This window comes from Sphingopyxis sp. 10G20-10 (genome assembly GCF_057365075.1).
In genome coordinates this window covers 1989330-2007622 of record NZ_CP195117.1, presented here as the reverse complement: position 1 = coordinate 2007622, position 18293 = coordinate 1989330, and the positions used below count along the sequence as shown (strand labels likewise).

Below are 18293 nucleotides of genomic sequence, written 5' to 3'. Positions count from 1 at the left end.
GCGATTGAAGTTTGCGGCGCACAATTTTTTCTGAATTGCGGCGCGGGTCGGAACGACCTAGGCCGCGGGACACAGGTTCGCATAATGAGGCAGAATAGATAATGGCGACAGCGGTAGTGGACGAGGCCGGACAGCGACCGGCCCCTCTTTCCGAAGCAGTGGTGGTGCGATTTGCCGGGGATAGCGGCGACGGTATGCAACTCACCGGTGGGCAATTTACTCTGTCGACCGCGCTTGCCGGCAACGATCTTGCGACCTTTCCCGACTTCCCAGCCGAGATTCGTGCGCCGCAAGGCACGTTGTTCGGTGTGTCGGCGTTCCAGATCAATTTCGGATCAAGCCAGATCGATACCGCGGGCGACGCGCCCGACGTGCTGGTGGCGATGAACCCTGCCGCGCTGAAAACCAATGTCGGTGCGCTCAAAATTGGCGGGCTGATTATCGCGGACGAGGGCGAGTTTAACGACCGCAACCTTGCCAAAGCGAAATATGAGAGCAATCCGCTTGAAGATGGCAGCTTGGCCAAATGGCAGTTGCTGAAGCTGAACATCAGTCAGGCGACGTTGGATGCGGTCAAGCCCTTTGGCCTCGGCAACAAGGAAGCGCTGCGGTGCAAGAATATGTGGACGCTGGGCCTTGCCCTGTGGATGTTCGACCGCGATCGCGCGCCGCTGATCGAATGGCTCAAGAATAAATTTGCCAAACTGGCCGACATTGCGGACGCCAATGTCGCGGCGCTGAATGCTGGCCATGCCTATGGCGAGACGGCAGAGCTTTCCGGCCCGCTGAAACAGCATCATGTCGATCCATCCGAATCCGCGCCGGGATTATATCGCATCCTGACCGGCGCCGAAGCGATCGCGCTCGGTCTGGTTGCCGGAACGCAACTGGCCAAGCTGCCGATGTTCTTTGGCGGCTATCCGATCACGCCCGCGTCGGCGATCTTGCACCATCTGTCGCGGCTCAAGGAATATGGCATCACGACCTTTCAGGCCGAGGATGAAATCGCCGCGATCTGTGCGTCGATTGGCGCCAGCTATGGCGGATCGCTGGGTGTCACCTCTTCATCCGGCCCCGGCATCGCGTTGAAGGGCGAGGCGATGGGTCTGGCGATTATGACCGAGTTGCCGCTGATTATCGTCAACAGCCAGCGCGGCGGCCCCTCGACCGGCCTGCCGACCAAGACCGAACAGTCCGATCTGTATCAGGCGGTCTATGGCCGCAACGGCGATGCGCCGCTGCCCGTCATTGCCGCGCGGTCGCCTGGCGATGCGTTTGAATGCGCGATCGAAGCGGTGCGGATTGCGACGCGCTATATGACGCCGGTAATGCTGCTCACCGATGGCTATATCGCCAATGCTGCCGAACCTTGGGCGGTACCCGACTTGTCGGATTATGAGCCCTTTCCGGTTCAATTCATGGAAGAAGCGCCAGAAGGTGGCTTCCTGCCCTATGGTCGTGACAACAAACTGGCGCGTCCGTGGGTCAAGCCCGGCACGCCGGGACTGATGCACCGGATCGGCGGGATCGAAAAAGAAATCGACACCGGCCACATCAATTATATTCCCGAAAACCACCAAGCGATGACCGATCTGCGCAAAGCAAAGATCGACGGGATTGCGAACGACATTCCCGATCAGATCGTCGAGTTGGGAGCAGAGGGTGGCAAGCTGGCGGTCGTCGGCTGGGGTTCGACCTTTGGCCCGATCCATCAAGCGGTGCGCCGCAAGCGTGCCGAGGGCGCCGACGTCAGCCATATCCACATACGTCATGTTTGGCCGCTGCCCAAAAATCTGGGTGAACTGTTGAAGAGTTTTGACCGGGTCATCATCCCTGAAATGAACACCGGCCAATTGAAAACCGTGCTGCGCGACCAGTTTCTGGTTGATGCAAAGCCCGTCAACAAAGTGTCGGGTCAACCTTTCCAAATCGCCGAGATTGAAGCGGCGATCGAGGAGCATTTGCAATGAATGACATGTCTCCCGTCGCAAAGACCACATTGAAAGATTGGGAAACCGATCAGGAAGTGCGCTGGTGCCCCGGTTGCGGTGACTATGCGATTTTGAAGGCCATTCAGCGCACCATGCCCGAAATTGGTACCGCACCTGAAAACACGGTGTTTATTAGCGGCATCGGCTGCTCGTCGCGCTTTCCCTATTATATGGAAACCTATGGTTTTCACACGATCCATGGTCGTGCGCCCGCCTTTGCGACCGGTTTGAAGCTCGCCAATCCCAAGCTCGACGTATGGATTGTCACTGGCGATGGCGACGGTCTGTCGATTGGCGGCAATCACACGATGCACTTGATCCGCCGCAATCTTGATTGCCAGATCATGTTGTTCAACAATGAAATTTACGGTCTGACCAAGGGACAATATTCACCGACCAGCCGCGTCGGCACGACGACGCCTTCGACCCCCTATGGCTCGGTTGACCGTCCGGCCCAGCCGTGCGCCTTTGCCTTGGGCTCGGGAGCACGCTTCGTGGCACGCGGGTTTGATGTGTCAAAGGAACTGCCCAAGGTATTGAAAGCCGCCCATGCCCATAAAGGCTCAGCATTCATCGAAATTTTCCAGAATTGCATCGTTTATAACAAGGATGTGTTCGCCGATTTCACCGAAAAGGCGAATGCGGCGACGGGCCAGCTTTGGCTGACAGAAGGCGAACCCATGCTGTTTGAAAAAGGCGCCAAGGGTATCGCGCTCGATGTGGAAGCCTTGACGCTGAAAGTTGTTGATGTGGTTGATGGCGATTGGCAGGCGGCGGGCGTGATCGTCCATGACGTCACCAACCGCAGCGTCGCGCATATGCTGGTCGAAATGTCCTTTGGCGAATTTCCGATGGCGCTGGGCGTGCTGTACGACGACCCGCGCCCGACCTTCGAAGCCGATGTCTGGCGCCAGAACGAGGCGGCGTCGGCAGGCAAGACGCCGAACCTGCAAGCGCTGGTCAGCAAGGGGCAGACCTGGACGGTTACAGAGGACGGCCCTGAACTGTAGCAGCGGCGCAGGCCGATGGACAATCTAACGCACAGCCTTGTCGGCGCAGTGCTTGGTCAGATGGGGCTGAAGCGCAAGACCGGGCTGGCGATGCCGACGCTGATCATAGCGGCGAATTTGCCCGACATTGATGCGGCCTGTGTGGTGTATGGACAGGCCTCGCTATCGATGCGGCGCGGGATTACGCATGGGCCGATTGCGCTATTGCTCCTTCCTGTCCTGCTCTGGGCGCTAATGCTGGGCTTTGATCGCTGGCAAACGCGGCGCGGGACGCGGCCAGCGGGACGACTTCCCATCGAAAAGGGCTGGTTGCTCGCGCTTGCCTATATCGGATGCCTCAGCCATCCGGCGCTCGACTGGCTCAACAATTATGGAGTCCGGCTGCTCGAACCATTCAGTCACCGCTGGTATTATGGCGACACGCTGTTCATCATCGATGTGTGGATCTGGTTGGCTCTAGGTCTGTCGGTGTGGCTGTCCCTACGCAGAGAAAGGCGCGGGTTCGTTGGCTGGACGCGGCCAGCCTGGGTCGGTTTTGCAGCTGTTTGCGCCTATATCGCCGCCAACGGGCTGTTCACCGGCGTGGCCGAGGCTCGGGTCGCCGATATGTTGGCCGACAATGGTGGCGGAAAGTCGCTCGTGGTGGCCAGCCCGCCGCCGCTCGCCTTTTGGCGCCGCGATATTTTCTGGCGACGCGGAGCGGCTTATGGCGCGACAAAAATCAACCTGTTCGGCGCAAACGCTCCTGAACTCAAAGCCCATCCAACGGGTATGGATGACCTTCGTATCGCACCCTTGCTGGCAACAAGCCCCACGGCCCGCGCTTTTCTGTTTTGGGCGCGTATGCCGGTTGCGACATTTGACGCGCGGGGTGTGATGACACTATCCGATCAGCGGTATGATAACCCGCTCAGCCGTAATCAATTTACGGTGAGTGTGGTGCCCGAGGGGACGTCCAGCAGTCCGCCAGACCTAATCCAGCGATAGGGTCGATTTAGCGCCGACTGTAGCGGACGCCGTTGACGCCATGAAATCACGCGACAATTGATTGTCACGCGCCCTGCTTTGGGGCAAAGTCGGCCTATGAACACACATGTCAGCCCGAAGCGCGGGCGGAAATTATTGCAAGCTGATCGCGCCTTCCGTTCCGGAGGGCTGATCGCGCGATTGATGGCATGGGCGCCGGCGGGCTATTTTCACCGTCAGCTCGACAAAATCGACGCGGGTCTCGATTTCGGCACGATCGAAGGGCATTTGCCCTGCGGTCAGGTGCGCATCCTCGGCGGACGGGGAGAAGGACCGACGGCGGTTGTTCATCTGCACCATTGGGGTGCGCTTGTGCGACTGGCCCTATCGGGATCGGTGGGTTGGTATCGTGCTTGGGACAAGGGTGAGTGGTCCTCTGCTGATCCGGTGCCGCTGTTCGACCTGTTCATGCGCAACGGAGTGTCGCTTGGAAACGCGGCGCGTGCGCGCGGACCGTGGCGGTGGCTCTTTCGCATGATCCATCATTTCAATCGCAATGACCGACGCGGAGCGCGCCGGAACATTCACGCCCACTATGATTTGGGTAATGATTTCTATCGCTTATGGCTCGACGCGGGCATGAATTATTCAAGCGCGATGTTCGTAATGGAAGGTCAGACACTCGAAGACGCCCAAACGACTAAGCTTGAGGCTATCCTTGACCGGCTTGATTTGCGATCAGGTAGCCGATTGCTGGAAATAGGTTGCGGCTGGGGCGGACTGGCCGAGCGGGCGGTCGAGCGGCATGACGTGCTGTATACCGGTATCACCCTGTCACCTGCACAGGCCGAAGTGGCGGCGGCGCGGCTTCGTGAGGTGGACCTGACCTTTCGCTCACAGGTCGAGCTGTGCGACTATCGCGATGTTGAAGGCCCCTTTGATGCTATTGCCAGCGTCGAAATGGTCGAAGCGGTGGGACAGGCCTATTGGCCCGCCTATCTGGATAGTGTGGCGGGGCTGCTTCGCCCCGGCGGCAAGGCGGCGATCCAGTTTATCATGATCGATGATGACCTGTTTGAACGCTATGCCGAGAGCACTGATTTCATTCAGGCCTATGTCTTTCCCGGTGGATGCCTGATGTCGGAAAGCCGCTTTCGGAAATTAGCTGAGGCGCGCGGGCTGGTGTGGCGCGATTTGCAATGCTTTGGCGGCGATTATGCCGAGACATTGCGCCAGTGGCGTGAGCGGTTTGACGCAGTTGCAGAGGCAGGACAATTACCAGCCGGGTTTGACGACCGTTTCGTCCGCCTGTGGCGCTATTATTTGCAATATTGCGAGGGCGGGTTTCGCGGTGGCGGCATCAACGTCGCGCAGGTCACGCTTGAAAAGAAAGCATAAAGCAAAAGGGAGAGCGACATGCGACATTTATGGGCGGCGGCGCTGATATGCGCGGGCCTGACGGGATGCAGCGCATCCGCACCGAGCGAGAAGAACACTATGCCAAAGGATCAGAATGTGCTGTTTTGGAGCCAAGACCAACGCGACGCCGCTTTCCGCCAGATGGAGCAGGTTCCCAAGGTGGTTGTGCACCAGATCAAGGCTGGCGGCACCGTTTATCCGTTGCCCGCGGGCCAGCCGTTGGCCATTGGCATGGATGTTGATGCCTATATGGCGCACCAACGCAATGCCGGGTTGATCATTTTGCAGGATGGCAAAATCCGGTTTGAAAAATATGCACTTGGCTATGGCCCAAAGGGGCGGTGGACGAGCTTTTCGGTGGCCAAAAGCTTTACTTCGTCGCTTGTCGGTGCGGCGTTGAAAGACGGCTATATCAAGAGTCTCGACGACAAGGTGACGGTATATATCCCCGGCTTGCGCGGGTCGGCTTATGACGATGTATCGGTCAAGCAGTTGCTGACGATGACCTCGGGCGTCAAATGGAATGAAGATTATACCGATCCCAAATCGGATGTTGCCTTGTTCAATCTGCAACAGCCAGTTGAAGGGGAAGACATCACGGTCAGCTATATGAAGACGTTACCCCGCGAAGCTCCGGCGGGATCAAAGTGGGTGTACAAGACCGGTGAGACCAATTTGATTGGCGTGTTGGTGTCGAGTGCGACGGGAAAAACCCTGTCGGATTATCTGACCGAGAAGGTCTGGAAACCCTTTGGCATGGAGCAGGATGCGGTGTGGATGCTAGGCGCGACCGGGCATGAAATCAGCGGGTGCTGCATATCCGCCAGCCTGCGCGATTATGCGCGGTTCGGGCAGTTCATATTGGGCGGCGGGGTTGCCGGGGGAGAGAAGGTTTTCCCAGATGACTGGCTGCCCGCCGCGACAACCAAACAGGCGGGGATTGACCAGCCTGGACGCGGTTATGGCTATCAATGGTGGACCAACGACAACGGCAGCTTCGCCGCGCAAGGCATTTTCGGACAAGGAATTTTTATTGACCCGACCCGCAAGCTGGTGATTGCGTCCAACGGCGATTGGCCTACTGCGACAGACCCCGAAGGCGTTGGGGCAGAGCGAGAAACATTCTATCAGGCAGTGCAGGCGGCGGTGGACGCAGAAGCGAAGAAATAGGGCGCTGCTTTCTGCGATTGCAGACGCGCGACCTGTTAGGCCGTCGTCGTCGCTTCGGTCGTTGCGCGCTGCGCCACCCATGTTGCGGAGAGCGGGAAGATCAGGCCCAGTGCCATGATCCACCACGTGTCCGCGAGGGTGGCAGCGCGATAAAGCGCGGCGCCAATCACGGCACCGGCGACGACCCAGCCAGCCCAATGGCTACCCGATACGCGCATCGCCAGCCAGCCACCGGCAAATGTCCCGATGAACCAACCAACAAGCAAGGCAATCGTCGAGCCAACTGGAATGAGCACATCACCCGTTTCAGGATCATAGATGTCGGGAGACAGGTTGTTACCTGCATATTGGAACAGATAGATAAGGCCAAAGGCTATGATGATGCCAATCGCTGTCGCCAGCGCCCATCGCAATATGTCTTTGGTCATCATGCTTCCTTCGCCGTCTTTCACTTGGCACGAAGATATAGCTGGCGAAAGCAAATTTGGCGTTAAAACGCGGGCATCACTTTGGGCAGGGCGTGAAAGGCCGTGCTGTCAAAGCCTTCGACCATCATTTTGGCAATAAATTCGCCAACCGTCGCGGGTTCCTTGATGCTTTCGGGGTCTTCGCCTGGATAGGCGCGGGCGCGCATCTGTGTGCGGGTTCCGCCGGGATCGACGATGGCGGTGCGCACCGTCGAAATATTCTGCATTTCTGCACCATGGCTCGCCACGAGAGCTTCGAGTGCTGCCTTTGATGCGGCATAGGCGCCCCAATAGGGGCTCGTCTTGCGCGCGACGCTGCTTGACAGCGCGATAAGTCGCCCCGCATCCGACCTACGCAAAAGGGGGTCGAAGTTCGCAATCAACGCCTGTTGCGCGATCAGGTTGAGGGTCAGGACGCGGTTGAATTCCTTGCCGTCGATTGCGGCAACCGGAGTCAATGTTCCCAACATCGCGGCGTTGAGCACCAGCATGTCGAGTTTATTCCAGCGTTCGGCCATCGCGCTGGCCAAGCGGGCAATGCTGTCGCCATCGGTGAGGTCGAGCGGCGCAATGGTTGCGCTGCCGCCGGCATTGTGGATTTTGTCTTCCAGTTCTTCGAGCCCGCCAGCGGTCCGTGCCGTGATGACAACATGCGCGCCGCGCGATGCGAGCGAGAAGGCAGTGGCTTCGCCGATACCACGACTGGCACCGGTGACGAGCGCAACCTGATCGGCAAGCGGTTTCACTTCTTCGTTCATGGGGTCAAACCACTCGTTCAGCCAGCAGCGACAATTGGTCGTCGGGCGCAGTTTCGTCAAAATCGGTCAGGGTTGTGGGATAGTCGCCGGTAAAACAGGCATCGCAATATTGCGGACTATCATAGGTCCGGTCGGCCTCGCCAAGCGCGCGATAGAGACCGTCAATTGTGATAAAGGACAGGCTGTCGGCGTTGATGAAATTGGCCATTTGACCAACTGTCATTTGCGCGGCGAGTAGCTTGGAGCGTTCTGGCGTGTCGACACCATAGAAGCAGCTGTGAGCCGTCGGGGGGCTGGCGATCCGCATATGGACTTCGGTCGCGCCTGCTTCGCGCATCATCTGAACGATTTTCAGGCTGGTGGTGCCGCGCACGATCGAATCATCAATCAAGATAACCCGCTTGCCCGCAATCAGGGCGCGGTTTGCATTATGCTTGAGCTTGACCCCCAGATGGCGAACCTTGTCGCTAGGCTGGATGAAGGTGCGTCCCACATAATGCGAGCGGATGATCCCGAGTTCGAAAGGAATGCCGGATTCCTCAGCATAACCGAGCGCCGCGGGCGTCCCTGAATCGGGAACAGGAATGATCAGGTCGGCATCAACCGGATTTTCGCGCGCCAGTTCAGCGCCAATCTCTTTGCGAACCGAATAGACACTGGTGCCGTCGACAATTGAATCAGGGCGCGAGAAATAAACATATTCAAAGATGCATGGGCGCGCCTTGTGGTCGGTGAAGGGGCGATGCGATGTCAGTTCGCCATCGCGTATGATGACCAGTTCACCGGGATCAACCGACCGAACAAATTCCGCACCGACGACGTCAAGCGCCACCGTTTCGGATGCGAGGATATAGGTCCCGTTCAACCGGCCAATAACCAGCGGACGAATGCCCAGTGGATCGCGGCACCCGATCATGCCCTCGGCCGCCAGACACACAAGCGAATAGGCGCCTTCGACCTGTTTCAGCGCGTCGATGAAGCGATCAAGCAACGTCCTAAACGTCGATGTCGCAAGCAGATGGATGATGACTTCGGTGTCGCTGGTCGATTGAAAAATCGAACCGCGCCGCACAAGTGTCTTGCGCAAAGCGGCAGAATTCGAAATGTTGCCATTATGCGCGATGGCAAAGCCGCCATTGGCGAGATCCGCGTACAGAGGCTGGACGTTGCGTAATGCGGTTTCGCCCGTGGTCGAATAGCGAACATGGCCGATGGCCGATTCGCCCTGCATCTGGCGCATGATGTCATCGCGGTCGAAATTGCCCGCGACATGCCCCATCGCGCGGTGGGTATGGAAATCCTTGCCGTCAAAAGCCGTGATACCGGCGGCTTCCTGCCCCCGATGCTGGAGCGCATGAAGCCCCAGCGCTACGACAGCGGCGGCGCTTTCCGCGCCATGGATTCCAAAGACTCCGCATTCTTCGCGGAGCTTGTCATCATCAAATGGGTGTGTGGTGAGCATTTCGGTCCAGCAGCTAGGGCAGTGACTGGGGCGCATATAGGGGCGCTGTGCCCGATTGTCGCCCCCCTATTATCGACAGTGTAGCATAAGGCGGCGTTGTGAGGGTGACAGCGGCTTGTCGCTTGCTCTAAAGCTGAGGCTATGAGCGATCCGCGAGACACATCCACCCAATTTGATCCCCGTTTTGACGCCAAGGGTCTTTTGACCGCCATAGTCGTCGATGAGGCAAGCGGCGCGATCCTGATGGTGGCACATATGAATGCAGAGGCGCTCGCTCTGACACGGACGACAGGGCAGGTGCATTTTTATTCGCGTTCGCGTCAGGCGCTTTGGCGGAAAGGGGAGACGTCGGGTAATGGTTTGACGCTGGTCGAACTGCGCGTCGATTGCGATCAGGATGCGTTGCTGGTCACGGCAATAGCTGCCGGACCTGCGTGCCATACCGGACGACCATCATGCTTTTACCGGCGTGTTGAAAGTGATGACGTGCTGACGTTCTTGGCCACCGATGAATAGGACTGGCTGGCTGATCGGTTTGCTGGCTTCGGTGCTGCTTTCCAGTTGCGGTCGCCCGGCGTCAGAATCTGGTGACGGGCAGGGTGATGCAAATAATCCGTTGGAAATGGCAGCCCGTGAGCGTGGTATCGTTCGTGAACAGGCAGCAGATTTGACCGGTGTCTTTGAACGCCGCCATGAATTGGGCCGCGATGCCCTTTGCGTCGTTCCTGATGGGGATGGGCAGTGGCGCTTTGCTTTGACGGCTGCTTTTGGTCCGGGGCTGTCGTGCAACGGCAGCGGCCACATCACGCGCGAAGGCGGCGGGTGGAAACTGAACTTCACGCGCGTCAAGGGATGCGAGGTCATCGTCCGTGAACAAGAGGATGAACTACGATTGCCCGGCAACCTGCCCGAACAATGCAGTAAACTATGCCCCAGCCGCGCATCTCTGGCCGGATTGCGCCTGCCTCGGGCCAGTTGGGCAGAGGCTGATGCACGACGCTTGCAGATGCGAAACCGATCCGGTAAAATAATTCGACCTTGTGCTAGTTGACAAGTTTGCACCGTAACTTCCATCAGCCTTGACGTTCACGTCAACGTAAATTAGTCCTACATGGTATGACAGACGATTACGGCCACTCCCATATCGATACACCCGATCATCTGGGACGCGAACAATTCAGTATTACCGATCTTTCGTCCGAATTTGAGGTTACGGCTCGTGCGCTGCGCTTTTATGAGGATGAAGGGTTGATCAGCCCGTCGCGCAAGGGATTGTCGCGCATCTATTCCAAGCGTGACCGAGCGCGGCTGGCTTGGATATTGCGCGCAAAACGCACCGGATTCAGCCTGGCCGATATTCGCGAGATGATCGATCTGTATGACGTCGGCGATGGACGTAAGCTCCAGCGTCAGGTGACGATCGAAAAATGCGAGGAACGCATTTCACTGCTACGCCGACAGCGCGAAGATATCGACAGTGCGGTCGATGAACTGTCGCGATTTATTGATATGGTGAAAGAGGTCGACGCCCGCGAGTCGGCTGACTGACCACTCCCCAGGCAAGTTTGTTTTGCCCAGTTCAGATTTTCAGAAAGGGACTCCATGCCCATCTATCGCGCGCCCGTAAAAGACACATTGTTCCTGATGAACGAGGTTCTTGGCCTTGATCGCTATGCCGATTTACCGGGGTTTGAAAATGCGACCCCCGATATGATCGAGGCAGTGCTAGGCGAAGCCGCTAAATTCTGTGAGGAAGTGCTGTTCCCGATCAACCAGTCGGGCGATCTGGAAGGCTGCACCCGTCACGAGGATGGCAGCGTGACCACACCGCAGGGCTTTAAAGAGGCTTATCAAGCCTATTGCGAAGCCGGCTGGCCCTTGATGACCCAGCCCGAGGCATTTGGCGGACAGGATTTGCCGCATGTGCTGGGTTTTCCGATCGAGGAATTTCGCATGGCTGCCAATCAGGCTTTTGCCATGTATCCCGGTCTGACGCAGGCCGCCGTATCCGCCATATTGGTCAAGGGCTCGGACGAGCAAAAAGCCAAATATGTCCCCAAGATGGTGTCGGGTGAATGGGGCGGGACGATGAACCTGACCGAACCGCATTGCGGCACTGATCTGGGCCTGATCCGTACCCGTGCAGTCCCCAACGCCGATGGCAGCTATGCGATCACCGGCACCAAGATTTTCATCTCGTCGGGTGAGCATGACCTGACCGACAACATCATCCATCTGGTTCTGGCCAAAACGCCCGATGCGCCCGACAGTGTCAAAGGCATTTCGCTGTTTATCGTGCCCAAATTCCTCGTCAATGACGATGACTCGCTGGGTGACCGCAACGGCGTCACCTGTGGGTCGATCGAGCACAAAATGGGTATCCACGCCAATTCGACCTGTGTGATGAACTATGAGGACGCAACCGGCTGGCTGGTCGGCGACGAAAATAAAGGCCTCGCGGCCATGTTCGTGATGATGAACGCAGCGCGGTTGGGCGTCGGGATTCAGGGCCTGTCACAGGGCGAGATCGCGTATCAAAATGCCGTCGCCTATGCGCAGGACCGTCGTCAGGGTCGGGCGCTGACCGGGTCGCAAGATCCCGAAGAGAAAGCCGATCCGCTGTTCGTCCATCCCGATGTGCGCCGCATGTTGATGGACGCCAAGGCGACCACCGAAGGCTTGCGCGCGCTATGCGTTTGGGGGGCCTTGCAGGTTGATCTGGCACACAAGGCCGCCACCGAGGAAGGTCGGCAGGCCGCCGACGACCTCGTCAGCCTGCTCACACCGGTCATCAAAGGCTATGGCACCGACAAGGGATATGACGTGGCGACCAATGCGCAGCAAGTATTTGGCGGCCATGGCTATATCGAGGAAACGGGCATGTCGCAGTATGTCCGCGATGCCCGCATTACGATGATTTACGAAGGCGCCAACGGTGTTCAGGCGATGGACCTCGTCGGGCGCAAGCTCGCGAAAAATGGTGGGCGGGCAGTGCAGGCCCTGTTCGCGCTGGTCGATGAGCAATGTGCCGTAGCCAAGGATAAGCCGACGTTAGCTGATATTGCGACCCAGTTGGAAAAAGCCAATGGCGAGCTGAAAGCCGCGACGATGTGGTTCATGCAAAACGGAATGACCAATCCCAACAATGTTGGCGCGGGTGCTCATCATTATATGCATATGATGGGCATTGTGGCGCTGGGTTCGATGTGGTTGATGATGGCCGATGCCGCGCAAAAATCGCTCGACGAAGATCGCGGCGACAAAGCATTTATGGGGGCCAAGCTGGTCACCGCGCGCTATTTTGCCGAACGCTTTGTTCCCGACGCGGGCGCACTCCGTCGCAAGATCGAGGCGGGTAGCGAAGCTATGATGGCGCTGGCACCGGAACAATTCCACGCCGCCTGACGCAATCTGGACATACGCAACGCATCACGCGCGCAACCTTCACAGGTGCTACGCGTGATAGCAGAGATGGCCGACCAAGAGATTTCTCCGATTGTTGTGGCCGGCCATAATTGCTGGCGGATTGAACGCGCCGACAAAGCGCGCATGATCGTCGATGCGGCGGATTATTATGCTTTGCTGGCGAAGCTGATGGCGGGCGCAAAAGAGCGTATCTTGCTCATCGGTTGGGACTTTGATCCGCGCATCACGCTGACACCGGACAAAACAGGGCAGGGGGAGCCGCTGGGTGACTTGCTGTTGCGGCTGGCAAAGAAACAACCCGCACGCGATATTGATATCTTGCGCTGGAATTTTGGTGGCCTGCGCCAAATGTTTATCCCGCGCATCCTGGCTTATGTGCTGTGTTGGAAGGTCACCCGTTCGATCAGTTTTCGTCTCGACGGGCATCATCCGGTCGGGTGCAGCCACCATCAGAAGGTCGTTGTGCTCGACGACCATTTGGCGGTGTGCGGCGGTATTGATGTGGGCGCGGCGCGCTGGGACACGCGGGAGCACGGCGACAAGGATCCGCGTCGCCAATTACCCGATGGCAAGCCCTATTGCCCCTGGCATGATTCGACGATGATCCTGGCGGGACCGGTCGGCACCGCGCTCGCCGAACTTGGCAATGAACGCTGGCAACGAGCCACAAAGAAAGAATTGTGCAAGGTAGAAGGCGGGGGCGAGAATTGGCCCGATGATCTGAAGCCTGATTTCCGAAACGTCGATGTCGCCATTTCGCGGACGCGTGCGGAGTATGACGATTGCAACGAGGTCCGCGAGATCGAGCAGCTTTATTTGGACTGCATCATGGCCGCGCGGCGCTTTGTGTATATCGAGAATCAATATTTCACCTCTGCCAAATTGGGCGCAGCGATCGCGGTGCGGCTGGACGAGGAAAACCCGCCTGAATTTATATTGGTGATGCCCAAAACCGCCGATGGCTGGCTCGAACAGATGGCGATGGACGGCGCACGTGTTGAACTGGTGCGGATGATTGCCAAGGCGCGGCATGGTGACCGCCTGCAGGTCTATTTCCCGCGTACTAAGGGCGGCGAACCCATCTATGTTCACTCCAAGACCCTGGTGGTCGATGATCGACTGATACGGATCGGGTCGTCCAATATGAACAATCGTTCAATGGGGCTCGACAGCGAATGCGACGTTACCATTGATGCGGGGTTGCCTGCCAATGGGACAGTTGGGCCAACAATCAGGCGGCTGCGAGAGGATTTGATGGCCGAACATTTGGGCGTTGAACGTGCCGATGTAACCCGCGAATTTGCGAAAACAGGGTCACTAATCGGCACGATCAAAGCGCTGCAAGGAGAAGGGCGGTCGCTTGAGCGGCTCGACCTTATCAGTCCGGGACCGCTCGATGAATTTATCGCTGAAAATGAGCTACTCGACCCGACGAGTCCCGATGCGATGTTCGAGGATATCCAGCAACGCGGCCTACGTCGTAATTGGGAACGCGGGTGGGATTGGATGCGTAGGCATCGTCCGAAGGCCTAGCTAGGCGGCGACCTCCGCCTCGTCCGCTTCGATCCGCACTAGCAAAGCTTCGACCTGCACCTGCGCGCCTGCCGCTGCATTCAGTTCCGCCACCACGCCGCCGAACGGCGCGGTCAGGCTATGCTCCATTTTCATGGCTTCGAGCGTGAGAAGTTTCTGTCCCTTCACGACCGCATCTCCAACCGCAACCTCGACCGCGATTATCTTGCCGGGCATCGGGGAGAGGATGGTGCCTGAGGAGGCGCTTGCACCTGTACCGCCCGCTGCGCGCCAAGGAGCTAGTTGCCACACAGAGCCGCGCTCTGCGATCAACATGGTGGACATCGGCGTTTCATCGTTCCCCTCGCCCTGCAAGGCCACGTCGATGCGTTCGCCGTCGAGTAGAAAGGGGGCCGACCGTATGGAGGCGGAGTTGAGGCGGAAGCCCGCTTGCGGGGTGTGCACTACCATCGCCATTCCTGCATCGGTCAGTGCCTGCTCTGATGGAGCGGGTCGTGCCGCCATGGCGTCGCCATCGCGGCCAATCAGGCCGGTATCAATGTTGCCCGCAACAAAATCCGGATGATCGAGCGCGTTGATCAAAAAGGCGGCGTTGGTTTTCACAGGCCAGACGGCGCTGTCCTCAAGCATATCCGACAGTGATAGTCGCGCATCGTCGCGGTTGTCACCATGCGCGATCAGCTTAGCGATCATCGGATCATAAAAGGGCGACACCTCAGCGCCTTCATAGACACCGGTATCGACGCGCCCGCCGGGAAGTTCAGCCAGTTGGAACAATTCGAGCGTTCCGATGGAGGGCAAAAATCCCTTTGCCGGGTCCTCGGCATAGAGCCGCGCCTCCATTGCCCAGCCATTGATGCTGAGTTCTTCCTGCTGCAACGGCAACGCTTCTCCGTTCGCCACCCGCAACTGCCATTCGACCAGATCGACTCCAGTGATTTCCTCGGTCACCGGATGTTCGACCTGCAGTCGCGTGTTCATTTCCATGAACCAGATGCGGTCGGCGCGCAGGCCCTCACTGGCGTCGGCGATAAATTCGATCGTGCCAGCCCCGACATAATCCACCGCTTTGGCCGCCTTGACCGCCGCCGCACAAAGCTGTTCGCGCGTTACCGCGTCCATACCGGGCGCGGGGGCTTCCTCGATCACCTTTTGGTGGCGGCGTTGCAGGCTGCAATCGCGCTCGAACAGGTGGACGACATTGCCTTGGCTGTCGCCAAAGATTTGCACTTCGATATGACGGGGACTGAGAATATATTTCTCGATCAGCACATGCGCATTGCCGAAGGATGCGGTCGCCTCGCGCTGGCAACTGAGCAGCGCGTCGGCAAAATCCGCCGCTGCATCGACCTTGCGCATCCCCTTGCCGCCGCCGCCCGCAACCGCCTTGATGAGCACCGGATAACCAATTTCTGCCGCCTGTTCGGCAAGGAAGTCGGGGTCCTGATTCTTGCCCAGATAGCCGGGCGTGACCGGCACACCCGCAGCGGTCATCAGCGACTTTGCCGCATCCTTTAGCCCCATCGCCGTGATGCTGGCAGGAGGCGGGCCAACCCAAATCAGCCCTGCATCCATCACCGCCTGCGCAAATTCGGCATTTTCAGACAGGAAGCCGTAACCCGGATGGATCGCTTCGGCCCCGCTTGCCTTGGCTGCGGCGATGATCTTGTCACCCACCAAATAGGATTCGGCCGCCGGTGACGGTCCGATATGCACCGCCTCATCGGCAGAGCGCACATGCAACGCTTTGGCATCAGCATCGGAATAGACGGCAACGGTGCGAATGCCCATCTCGCGCGCAGTGCGGATGATACGACAGGCGATTTCGCCGCGATTGGCGATAAGGAGCGATTTGATCATTCCGCGCTCTCCGGCGCGGCGAGGTCTTGGCATGTCGACACCGGTTCCATCGTAAAGCTGATCGAGGTGATGACCCATTTGTCTTCGTGTCGCGCGAGCACAAAATTATTAATGCCGCAGTGCGTCCGCTTCCCTCCCATCCAAAAACTATAGGGTACCCAAACTTGCGCCAATGCTCCGCGCTGCATCACAGTAGGGATGCCCAGCATTTCACGCATGGGGGCCGTGGGCTGATCCAAACGCGACAGCAAGGTTTCGCGGTCAATCACGCTGACCTTCGGTGCCATATCCGCATCCCGCCTATCGACGATCGTTGCGTTGGCCTGTTCGTCAAAAACCGCGTCCATTTCGCTGCGCGATGTGGAGGCCACAGCATCGGTGAAGCGGTGCACGGTGTAAAGAATGGCCGTGCGATCGTCGCCCTCGAGCGGCGGCGGAGTAAAAAGCAAAAGCGCGGACAAAAGCGTCATAATGTAGCTGTTCCTGATGGCAAAACCCCGGCGACATTGCACTGTGCTGGGCCGGATCACATTCATTGCAGGCAAAGAGGAAGCGGTGCAGGGTCATCATCACATCCGGAACACCCCAAAGCGGGGGGCCTCCTCTATGGGCGCGTTGAGCGCGGCGGCGAATGCCAGCCCCAGCACGTCGCGGGTCTGCGCCGGGTCGATGATGCCGTCGTCCCACAGCCTTGCGGTGGCGTAATAGGGGTTGCCCTCATCCTCATATTTCTGGCGGATCGGGGCTTTGAAGGCTTCGGCCTCGCGCTCGTCCCATTTGTCGGCGTCGCGGTGAACCGTCGCCAGAACCGACGCCGCTTGCTCGCCGCCCATCACGCTGATCCGCGCATTGGGCCAGGTGAAGAGGAAACGCGGGCTGTAGGCGCGCCCGCACATGCCGTAATTGCCTGCGCCAAAGCTGCCGCCGATCAAGACGGTAATCTTGGGCACACTCGCCGTGGCGACGGCGGTGACGAGTTTAGCGCCATGCTTCGCAATGCCCTCGGCCTCATATTTGCCGCCGACCATGAAGCCGCTGATATTTTGCAGAAACAGCAGCGGTATGCGACGCTGGCAGGCAAGTTCGATGAAGTGTGCGCCTTTGACCGCAGATTCGCTGAACAGCACGCCATTGCTGGCGAGGATGGCAACCGGTTGGCCCCAGATATGCGCGAAACCGCACACCAAGGTTGAGCCATAGAGCGCCTTGAATTCGTGAAATTCGCTGCCGTCGACGATCCGCGCAATCACCTCATGGACATCATAGGGCGCGCGGACATCCTGCGGGACGATGCCGTATAATTCTTCGGCGTCATATTTGGGCGGACGCGGGTCTTTGAGATCGATGTCGGGCCGATGGACGGGACCAAGGTGCGACACGATATCGCGCACGATGGTCAGCGCATGTTCGTCATTTTCGGCGACATGGTCGACAACGCCCGATTTGCGCCCATGCAAGTCGCCGCCGCCCAGATCTTCGGCACTGATTTCTTCGCCCGTCGCCGCCTTCACCAAGGGCGGTCCGGCAAGGAAGATGGTGCCTTGATTGCGCACGATCACGCTCTCGTCGGACATGGCGGGGACATAGGCACCACCCGCGGTGCAGCTGCCCATCACACAAGCGATCTGCGGGATTTGTTTGGCCGACATATTGGCCTGATTGAAAAAGATGCGCCCGAAATGGTCGCGGTCGGGGAAGACCTCGTCCTGATGCGGCAAGTTCGCGCCCCCGCTGTCGACCAGATAGATGCAGGGCAGGTGGTTAGCCTCGGCAATTTCCTGCGCGCGTAGATGTTTCTTGACGGTTAGCGGATAATAGGTGCCGCCCTTCACAGTCGCATCATTGCAGACGATCATGCACTGTCGCCCCGACACACGACCGATGCCACAGATCAGTCCCGCACCCGGCACCTGATCGCCATACAGTCCGTTCGCAACCAGCTGGCCGACTTCCAAAAAGGGTGACCCTGGATCAAGCAGCCGTTCGACACGCTCGCGCGGAAGCAGCTTGCCGCGGCTCGTGTGGCGCTCGCGCGATTTTTCGGTGCCGCCGGTCGCGGCAGCTGCGACCTTGGCCCAAAGCTCGTCTTTCAGCGCACGGTTATGCCCTGCATTAGCTCGGAAATCCTCTCCATCAGGATTGATCATCGTTCCCAGTACTGGTGCGCTCACGTCTTGCTCTCTCCGCTGATGGACCCGTGGGTTAGCCTGTCATTCGTCGAATGAAAAGCG

At 58.5% G+C, this 18293-nt stretch carries 16 protein-coding genes; 10 read left to right on the top strand and 6 right to left on the bottom strand.

Annotated elements, in window-relative coordinates; genetic code table 11:
• Positions 1–101: 101 nt before the first annotated feature.
• From ACR3XE_RS09825 to ACR3XE_RS09805, 5 genes are all read left to right on the top strand, one after another.
• Positions 102–1970 carry a 2-oxoacid:acceptor oxidoreductase subunit alpha gene (locus tag ACR3XE_RS09825; RefSeq protein ID WP_473697825.1) on the top strand — a complete coding sequence of 623 codons (1869 nt, stop codon included), beginning with the start codon at positions 102–104 and terminating at the stop codon, positions 1968–1970.
• Positions 1967–3001, top strand: coding sequence for a 2-oxoacid:ferredoxin oxidoreductase subunit beta (locus ACR3XE_RS09820; RefSeq protein ID WP_473697826.1), 1035 nt, complete (start codon positions 1967–1969; stop codon positions 2999–3001). The genes ACR3XE_RS09825 and ACR3XE_RS09820 overlap by 4 nt, the downstream gene beginning before the upstream one ends.
• Before the next feature lie 15 nt (positions 3002–3016).
• Complete coding sequence (locus tag ACR3XE_RS09815) at positions 3017–3988, top strand: metal-dependent hydrolase (RefSeq protein ID WP_473697827.1); 972 nt, start codon at positions 3017–3019, stop codon at positions 3986–3988.
• Positions 3989–4084: 96 nt separating this feature from the next.
• Positions 4085–5365, top strand: coding sequence for a class I SAM-dependent methyltransferase (locus ACR3XE_RS09810; RefSeq protein WP_473697828.1), 1281 nt, complete (start codon positions 4085–4087; stop codon positions 5363–5365).
• An 18-nt stretch (positions 5366–5383) separates the two neighbouring features.
• Positions 5384–6556, top strand: a complete 1173-nt coding sequence (locus ACR3XE_RS09805) for a serine hydrolase domain-containing protein (protein WP_473697829.1) — start codon at positions 5384–5386, stop codon at positions 6554–6556.
• 35 nt (positions 6557–6591) lie between these two features.
• On the opposite strand, the gene ACR3XE_RS09800 is transcribed toward ACR3XE_RS09805, so the two are convergent.
• Genes ACR3XE_RS09800 through purF form a run of 3 tightly spaced genes read right to left on the bottom strand, consistent with a single transcriptional unit; the run spans position 6592 to position 9243 of the window.
• Positions 6592–6987: a hypothetical protein gene (locus ACR3XE_RS09800; protein WP_473697830.1), complete on the bottom strand. Its 396-nt coding sequence runs from the start codon at positions 6985–6987 to the stop codon at positions 6592–6594.
• Positions 6988–7046: 59 nt separating this feature from the next.
• On the bottom strand, positions 7047–7781 hold the full coding sequence (locus tag ACR3XE_RS09795) for an SDR family NAD(P)-dependent oxidoreductase (RefSeq protein WP_473697831.1): 735 nt from the start codon (positions 7779–7781) through the stop codon (positions 7047–7049).
• Between the two features lie 4 nt (positions 7782–7785).
• Positions 7786–9243, bottom strand: a complete 1458-nt coding sequence (gene purF, locus ACR3XE_RS09790; RefSeq protein ID WP_486185691.1) for an amidophosphoribosyltransferase — start codon at positions 9241–9243, stop codon at positions 7786–7788.
• Between the two features lie 141 nt (positions 9244–9384).
• Between purF and hisI the strand changes: the two genes are divergently transcribed.
• The 5 genes from hisI (at position 9385) to ACR3XE_RS09765 (ending at position 14202) form a co-directional block, all read left to right on the top strand.
• Complete coding sequence (gene hisI / locus ACR3XE_RS09785) at positions 9385–9759, top strand: phosphoribosyl-AMP cyclohydrolase (protein ID WP_473697832.1); 375 nt, start codon at positions 9385–9387, stop codon at positions 9757–9759.
• A complete protein-coding gene (locus ACR3XE_RS09780) occupies positions 9752–10294 on the top strand; it encodes a hypothetical protein (RefSeq protein WP_473697833.1) in 543 nt (180 codons plus the stop codon). Before hisI ends, ACR3XE_RS09780 begins: the two co-directional genes overlap by 8 nt.
• 65 nt (positions 10295–10359) lie before the next feature.
• Positions 10360–10791 carry a MerR family transcriptional regulator gene (locus tag ACR3XE_RS09775; protein WP_473697834.1) on the top strand — a complete coding sequence of 144 codons (432 nt, stop codon included), beginning with the start codon at positions 10360–10362 and terminating at the stop codon, positions 10789–10791.
• Positions 10792–10845: 54 nt separating this feature from the next.
• A complete protein-coding gene (locus ACR3XE_RS09770; RefSeq protein ID WP_473697835.1) occupies positions 10846–12648 on the top strand; it encodes an acyl-CoA dehydrogenase C-terminal domain-containing protein in 1803 nt (600 codons plus the stop codon).
• Between the two features lie 66 nt (positions 12649–12714).
• Complete coding sequence (locus tag ACR3XE_RS09765; protein ID WP_473697836.1) at positions 12715–14202, top strand: phospholipase D-like domain-containing protein; 1488 nt, start codon at positions 12715–12717, stop codon at positions 14200–14202.
• Here ACR3XE_RS09765 and ACR3XE_RS09760 read toward each other — a convergent pair whose 3' ends face one another.
• The 3 genes from ACR3XE_RS09760 to ACR3XE_RS09750 are packed head-to-tail and all read right to left on the bottom strand — an operon-like array spanning position 14203 to position 18233.
• The gene (locus ACR3XE_RS09760) at positions 14203–16062 is read right to left on the bottom strand and encodes an acetyl/propionyl/methylcrotonyl-CoA carboxylase subunit alpha (RefSeq protein ID WP_473697837.1); all 1860 of its coding nucleotides are present in this window, start codon (positions 16060–16062) and stop codon (positions 14203–14205) included.
• On the bottom strand, positions 16059–16592 hold the full coding sequence (locus ACR3XE_RS09755) for a hypothetical protein (RefSeq protein WP_473697838.1): 534 nt from the start codon (positions 16590–16592) through the stop codon (positions 16059–16061). The genes ACR3XE_RS09760 and ACR3XE_RS09755 overlap by 4 nt, the downstream gene beginning before the upstream one ends.
• A gap of 39 nt (positions 16593–16631) precedes the next feature.
• Entirely contained in the window at positions 16632–18233 is a 1602-nt protein-coding gene (locus ACR3XE_RS09750; protein ID WP_486185690.1) for a carboxyl transferase domain-containing protein, read from the bottom strand.
• Positions 18234–18293: the final 60 nt, after the last annotated feature.

What these genes read in the sequence shown, in the direction of transcription:
- ACR3XE_RS09810 (WP_473697828.1), top strand. Translation starts at nt 4,085, where the DNA reads ATGAACACACATGTCAGCCCGAAGCGCGGGCGGAAATTATTGCAAGCT.
- ACR3XE_RS09780 (WP_473697833.1), top strand. Translation starts at nt 9,752, where the DNA reads ATGAATAGGACTGGCTGGCTGATCGGTTTGCTGGCTTCGGTGCTGCTT.
- ACR3XE_RS09795 (WP_473697831.1), bottom strand. Translation starts at nt 7,781, where the DNA reads ATGAACGAAGAAGTGAAACCGCTTGCCGATCAGGTTGCGCTCGTCACC.
- ACR3XE_RS09825 (WP_473697825.1), top strand. Translation starts at nt 102, where the DNA reads ATGGCGACAGCGGTAGTGGACGAGGCCGGACAGCGACCGGCCCCTCTT.
- ACR3XE_RS09775 (WP_473697834.1), top strand. Translation starts at nt 10,360, where the DNA reads ATGACAGACGATTACGGCCACTCCCATATCGATACACCCGATCATCTG.
- hisI (WP_473697832.1), top strand. Translation starts at nt 9,385, where the DNA reads ATGAGCGATCCGCGAGACACATCCACCCAATTTGATCCCCGTTTTGAC.
- ACR3XE_RS09765 (WP_473697836.1), top strand. Translation starts at nt 12,715, where the DNA reads ATGGCCGACCAAGAGATTTCTCCGATTGTTGTGGCCGGCCATAATTGC.
- ACR3XE_RS09820 (WP_473697826.1), top strand. Translation starts at nt 1,967, where the DNA reads ATGAATGACATGTCTCCCGTCGCAAAGACCACATTGAAAGATTGGGAA.
- ACR3XE_RS09805 (WP_473697829.1), top strand. Translation starts at nt 5,384, where the DNA reads ATGCGACATTTATGGGCGGCGGCGCTGATATGCGCGGGCCTGACGGGA.
- ACR3XE_RS09815 (WP_473697827.1), top strand. Translation starts at nt 3,017, where the DNA reads ATGGACAATCTAACGCACAGCCTTGTCGGCGCAGTGCTTGGTCAGATG.
- ACR3XE_RS09800 (WP_473697830.1), bottom strand. Translation starts at nt 6,987, where the DNA reads ATGATGACCAAAGACATATTGCGATGGGCGCTGGCGACAGCGATTGGC.
- ACR3XE_RS09770 (WP_473697835.1), top strand. Translation starts at nt 10,846, where the DNA reads ATGCCCATCTATCGCGCGCCCGTAAAAGACACATTGTTCCTGATGAAC.
- ACR3XE_RS09760 (WP_473697837.1), bottom strand. Translation starts at nt 16,062, where the DNA reads ATGATCAAATCGCTCCTTATCGCCAATCGCGGCGAAATCGCCTGTCGT.
- purF (WP_486185691.1), bottom strand. Translation starts at nt 9,243, where the DNA reads ATGCTCACCACACACCCATTTGATGATGACAAGCTCCGCGAAGAATGC.